Consider the following 5,384-nt stretch of genomic DNA (forward strand, 5'->3'; position numbering starts at 1 on the left):
GCTTCAGGCCATTTTCACGGCAAAAAAACCAAAATAAAATCAGACATAGTGATATAAAAAAAAAGAACCCACCCGCCAATATAAAAACCATCATCATTTTTTATCCTTTCCGAAAGGGTGTGACCATATCTCATTTCCAGCAGTACCATTTATATCGACCTTCCGTTCAGTCTCTGGAGTTTTAATAGAACCGCTAACACCGAGACCAACACCTACACGGAACGAACCGCCAATACCATCTTTACCAATATTTCCTTCGATAGTAATAGCACCAAAACCAAGACTAGTAGCGTAGTCTTTTTCTGTTTTGAGATTTTTGAAAGAATATGGCCCAAAATCTAGCCCAACAGTTGCATCACTACGTAAACCAATGACTTTTGTTGTTCCAAGGTTGATAGCAATTTTTTCTTCGGTCAAAGCGCCTTCCAAGAACCCGCCAGCAAGATATCCAGCGCTGACTCCAACTTTTGCAGAACCATGAATCTTATATTCATCTCCTAATGTTGGCCCAAAGTGAGAATCCTTAACTGCCTGCTGAATTTCTTCTGGACCCGCGCCCTGTTGCGCCATCCAAGATGCCAAGGATGCATCCTGCTGAACAGCTGGCGGTATAGGGAAACTAAACTGGTCATTATTCTCAGAGGTATTCTTACCGGATTGCCCGCCAGTGACGGCTCCTGCCGTATCACCGCTTGCCAGGCCACCGGCCAAACCGCCCGCGAGCGTGGCCAATGCAGAAACCGTCTGGCGCTGCTCTTCGCTCATTTTACTGAAATCACTGGTACCGAACATCGCCTCGGCAATCGCTTTGGTACCCAATGCCGCCGTCGCAGCGCCCGCAGCACCGGCAGCAGCCGACTGACCTTGTAGTTCTGCCAGTGCGCCAGCCACCACCGCATGCGCGATAATACGACTTTCCTCATTGGGAGCCAGACGGTGTATCTGTTCCGCCAGATAAGGCGCAGCCCCACCGGCAATTGCCGCCTGCAGATCGCCACCGGCCAACCCTTGCACCGCAGCGACCGCTGCCTGCATACCTTGCTGTACCTTACCGCCCGTGCCATAACCCGACTCGCTGAACGCCTGGTTATAGGCCGTCTGGTAAATCTGCGCGTTGATATCGTCGTTGGTGATGACCTTGCCCGGTTTTTCTTTCGCCAACTTGTCTGCCGCGGCCTTGCGATCGGCATCGGTAACGTTATTCATCTTCTCTTTGGCAGCCTTGGTGGCCGTGATCGCCCCCTCGGTCCGGGCGATGTCCATCGCCTGATTGCCGATCTCGCCGATCAACTGCGCCTGCTGCAAGCGTTTCTGCTCTTTCTCTTTATCGAAGACCGGGCTCAGGGTTTGGTTGGCGTGCTCCACGTCGCGGCTCAGGTCGTTGACGTCCTGCGTCTGTTTATCTTGATCGCGAATGATGATGGTGCCGTCACTCACCGCCGCTGGCCTGACAGGATTTCATTTCAGCAGACCATGCATCTATCTGCTTATTGCTCAGATAGTTATTCTCGACAACCGGAAGAAGGTGGCCCTGTGGCTGAAGGATTTTCCGGGCACGCTGAACGATATCGGCGATGCGCCGGTATTCAAGCGCCGTGACGGATGGTGCTGGTAACGGCTGATAAAAGGATCCCGGCTCGGTGGACGGGATTATTTCAAGTCCATAGCTCTCCACCATCAGGTGTTAGCCAAACGACCCCAACAGGTGCCTTAACTAAAAACCACATTCCATATTCATCTAAATCATCATCCTCATCTTCATATGGGTAAGCAGGCCAGGCCTCTTGCAACATTTTTATTTGTTGCTCAACAGGACCAGTCAAAAACACGCCATTCGCAGCTAGTTTAATTTTTTTATCATTCAATAAGTTACCCAAAATAACAAAAAATACTTTTTTCCTGAAAGAGTAGTTATCAGGCAACTCAGAACATTCAACACTGATATGTTGCCATATAGCCCCCATAGACAATCCATAAGAACTTTCGGCAACAGATGTATATATATCATTGATATTTTTAATCATTTAAATTTAATCTCCACCCTTCTTCCACCATTTATAGATGGAGTCATTAAATCTATGGTCCATTTAGCACCAGTTTGTTGTGCTGACGTTGAAAAGTCTCTCAATGTCAAAGTGCTACCGGCAGAAGGTCCTTCTGTGACTTTTATCGAATACACTGTACCTTTACCAGGAACCACCTTAGCTGATGGCATATTCTCTGCCCCCGAAAGTTGCTTAAAGTAAGTCATAACATCAGCGTCAGTAGCTCCTTTAAATACAGGAGCACCTAAACTTAACTGTGGATCTGCAACCATTGTTTTTCCATTAATGTTTAACTGGAAGTCCTTCGGATGTACTGCCGGATTATTAAATTGAGTGGCAAGGTCATCAATTTTTTTCACTGCTTGTTGCTGTAATATCGCCCCAGATGGTTTTCCACTTAAATCAGAACTATTTTTCGCATTTTGCCCGATCCTTTCTAATGCTTCTTTTTCAGCTGATAATTTTCCAGCATTTATAGCTGCCGACTCAGCCTTACCCGCAACCTTAGCCGCAATCTTCTCCGTGATTACCACTCCACCTTTCACTAGCCCAGCACCACCGGCAGCCAAAGATGCAATATCTGTCAGTAGTTTACCACCCTCGACCCCTGCATTGAATGAGCCGCTGGCTCCCGCCTTTTGATACTCAGTGGTCAGTTTATCTATTCTGTCGATATAAGATTGTTTTACTGCGCCGCTAACATTACTTAATACACCATCATCGTCGAATAAGGCAGAGATTGAGTTCCATGTGTCCACTGGGCTTAAGCCCATTTTCACAATGCCTTCTACCGTTTCGTACAGTGAAGCAGGCACGCCCGCGACCATCCCCGCCGCAAAGCTGCCATCCTGACCCGCATCTATTGCAGTCCATTTAGCCTGAGTACCCGCTTTGCATACCAAGGTGCCACACTCAGCTAACTCTTTATCTTTTTGAATCAATTGAGCATCGCTGAGATAGTTATTCTCAACCGCGTTCTTGCCGCTTTGCGCACCTGCGACGGCATCCCCGGTGCCATCACCCACCAACCCGCCTGCCAGTCCTGCCGCCAGCGTCCCCAGCGCGCTAAGCGTCTGTTTTTGATCTTCCGTCAGGTTTTCCGGTTTCACATCCGGGTAAAGCTCGCCCGCGATGTAGCGCGCCATCAGCTCGCCGCTGGCCGCACCAGCTGCACCTGCCAGCGCGCTGTTGCCGCTGGCTTTGGCCGCTACCGCCCCCCACACCGCATGCGCCATCGCGTTCGCCGCAACGTTGGTGCTGCCATCTGCGTTGGTCGTCATCGCCTTGATAACCCCAGCCGCATAAGGGCTAAGCCCTCCGGCCATCGCCTGTGCCAGATTGTTGCCCGCCAGCCCCTGAATCGCCGCCGTAGCCGCCTGCATACCTTTCTGAACCGAACTTCCAGTGCCCCACTCTTTTTGCGCCGCTTTGTAGCTGTCTGTCGCGTGCAGCTGCTCGTTATAGGCTTTCCACTGTTCCTTCGTCGCCCCGTCACCCGGCTCTTTAATCCCCTTTTTCTCAAGCTCTGCCTTGCCCGCGTTGATGGAACGGATATCCCCCTCGGTCCGCGCAATGTCCATCGCCTGATTGCCGATCTCGCCGATCAACTGCGCCTGCTACAAGCGTTTCTGCTCTTTCTCTTTGTCGAAGATCGGACTTAACGTTTGGTTGGCATGTTCCACGTCGCGGCTCAGGTCATTGACGTTCTGCGTCTGTTTATCTTGATCGCGAATGATGATGGTGCCGTCACTCACCGCCGATTGGGTGGTTGAGCTGCCATGTCCGCTGTTATTAGTTAAAATATGGATTCAACAAAAATATCCTTCTCAAGATGACATGCTCTTCTTTGTGTGATTACGTCCATTTATTTCTTAAGATTCCGGAGGCTTATCAGAGGATGATTTTTTATTAGCGTTATACTCATCTATCTTTGCAAAGATCCATGAACCAACACCGGCTGCAACCCCAACGATACCACTAACCACCAAAGAGTCTTTAAAAGATTGCTGAGTAAATCGCAGCTCACCAAACTTTAACAAATTAATACCAACCTTCACTATCAAAATGAATACAAGAAAAAACACAAAACAGTAAACAATGCCAATAAATAATTTATTGATTTTCATATTAAATTAAAACTTATATAGCGCCACATGAAAAATTATTATCATCACGATAAGTAGCAATGAAAGCACTGTATCCTTAGTTTAAAGACACTTTTATTAATTATACTCTTCATCTTTATGGCAATAAAGGGGGGATTCACCCGGAGTCCTAACCACATAAGACGGGAAATCGGTGATTTCTGTCGTCTGATAGGGCTGAATTTCTTGCGTTGCAGGAAGCCCATCCCGAAATCCTTTGGCTACAATCGCCTCACTCGAAGGGCTGACAGGCATTGAGACTTTCAGGCTATCCGGATCGATATAAACCCGTTGACCACCCTCTTCCATGATCACTTTCTGCCGGTAGCTCAGCGTAATCGTTGCCGTTGATGAGCCATGGGGAATAAACATCATACGGACATCGGCATAGCTTAGGTTTTCCGCTCTACTTATGATATGTCCACGAATTTTGGTAGTCATGGGCAGTAAATTTTTACCATTCCCGGCAAGTTCGGCCTCGCAGTTAACAAAGCTGCCGGGCGGATAAGCTGCATCCAGTGTCCGCATTTCTTCACGTGTTATGGCCCCGGCATCCAACGGGCCAAACAATACTATGCCGCCGAACACCGGCAGTAGAGCTGTCTTGATGAATTGTTTCATACCCCCCCCTTCTGATACCAGACAGCAAACCCACCTGATTATTTTCAATATAAAAGCAACCACAAAAGAGTATTTATTGCCAAAAAACCATTAACACAACAAACTCACTTACACACACCTACTTTAAGTAGCAAAAATAAAACCATAATATGTAAAAAAACCTACTCAACCATAAAAAAACATCATTAACAACATTGCCTCCAAAATAAAATAATTCTTTTAGGGCTTCAGCACTACCGTTTCGCTTCACTTGTCTCATAGAAAAAAAACGACAGTGGATAAAAAGAGACACAATCCCCAAAATCCCAAAACCGTAACCCATGATTGATATCGACGTAAAGCCTAAATTATTTTTAACCATAACTGCCCCGCCGATAAAAATTAACGCAACAAACATAGACGCTGCTGCAAAATTTATCTTCCTGCCTCCCCCGCCATAAAATAACTCATCAAAAAAAATGAGTGTAGCCGAAGGCGAACCTGGCTTCAGGCCATTTTCACGGCAAAAAAACCAAAATAAAATCAGACATAGTGATATAAAAAAAAAGAACCCACCCGCCAATATAAAAACCAT

The 5,384-nt window shown here is 47.2% G+C and carries 6 protein-coding genes and 1 pseudogene; 1 reads left to right on the forward strand and 6 read right to left on the reverse strand.

Features of this window, described 5'->3' with window-relative positions:
• Positions 1-93: 93 nt before the first annotated feature.
• Positions 94-1,437, reverse strand: a complete 1,344-nt coding sequence (locus OCH02_RS25300; RefSeq protein ID WP_261433574.1) for a polymorphic toxin type 25 domain-containing protein — start codon at positions 1,435-1,437, stop codon at positions 94-96.
• Here OCH02_RS25300 and OCH02_RS25305 point away from each other — a divergent pair.
• Positions 1,415-1,615 (forward strand): hypothetical protein, encoded by a 201-nt coding sequence (locus OCH02_RS25305; RefSeq protein WP_261433575.1) that lies wholly within the window; start codon positions 1,415-1,417, stop codon positions 1,613-1,615. The two genes, OCH02_RS25300 and OCH02_RS25305, sit on opposite strands and share 23 nt — an antisense overlap.
• Before the next feature lie 40 nt (positions 1,616-1,655).
• Here the strand turns inward: OCH02_RS25305 and OCH02_RS25310 are convergent, their stop codons facing one another.
• The 5 genes and pseudogenes from OCH02_RS25310 to OCH02_RS25330 form a co-directional block, all read right to left on the reverse strand.
• The gene (locus OCH02_RS25310) at positions 1,656-2,024 is read right to left on the reverse strand and encodes a DUF596 domain-containing protein (RefSeq protein WP_261433576.1); all 369 of its coding nucleotides are present in this window, start codon (positions 2,022-2,024) and stop codon (positions 1,656-1,658) included.
• Positions 2,021-3,838: pseudogene (locus OCH02_RS25315) on the reverse strand (VENN motif pre-toxin domain-containing protein); the annotation flags it as partial. The pseudogene OCH02_RS25315 and the gene OCH02_RS25310, both read right to left, overlap by 4 nt.
• Positions 3,839-3,916: 78 nt before the next feature.
• Positions 3,917-4,171 carry a hypothetical protein gene (locus tag OCH02_RS25320; RefSeq protein ID WP_261433577.1) on the reverse strand — a complete coding sequence of 85 codons (255 nt, stop codon included), beginning with the start codon at positions 4,169-4,171 and terminating at the stop codon, positions 3,917-3,919.
• A 96-nt stretch (positions 4,172-4,267) separates the two neighbouring features.
• Positions 4,268-4,810, reverse strand: coding sequence for a hypothetical protein (locus OCH02_RS25325; RefSeq protein ID WP_261433578.1), 543 nt, complete (start codon positions 4,808-4,810; stop codon positions 4,268-4,270).
• A 118-nt stretch (positions 4,811-4,928) separates the two neighbouring features.
• On the reverse strand, positions 4,929-5,384 hold a 456-nt coding region (locus OCH02_RS25330; protein ID WP_261433580.1), incomplete at its 5' end, for a hypothetical protein.

The organism is Serratia quinivorans (assembly GCF_946227985.1).
GTDB lineage: Bacteria > Pseudomonadota > Gammaproteobacteria > Enterobacterales > Enterobacteriaceae > Serratia > Serratia quinivorans_A.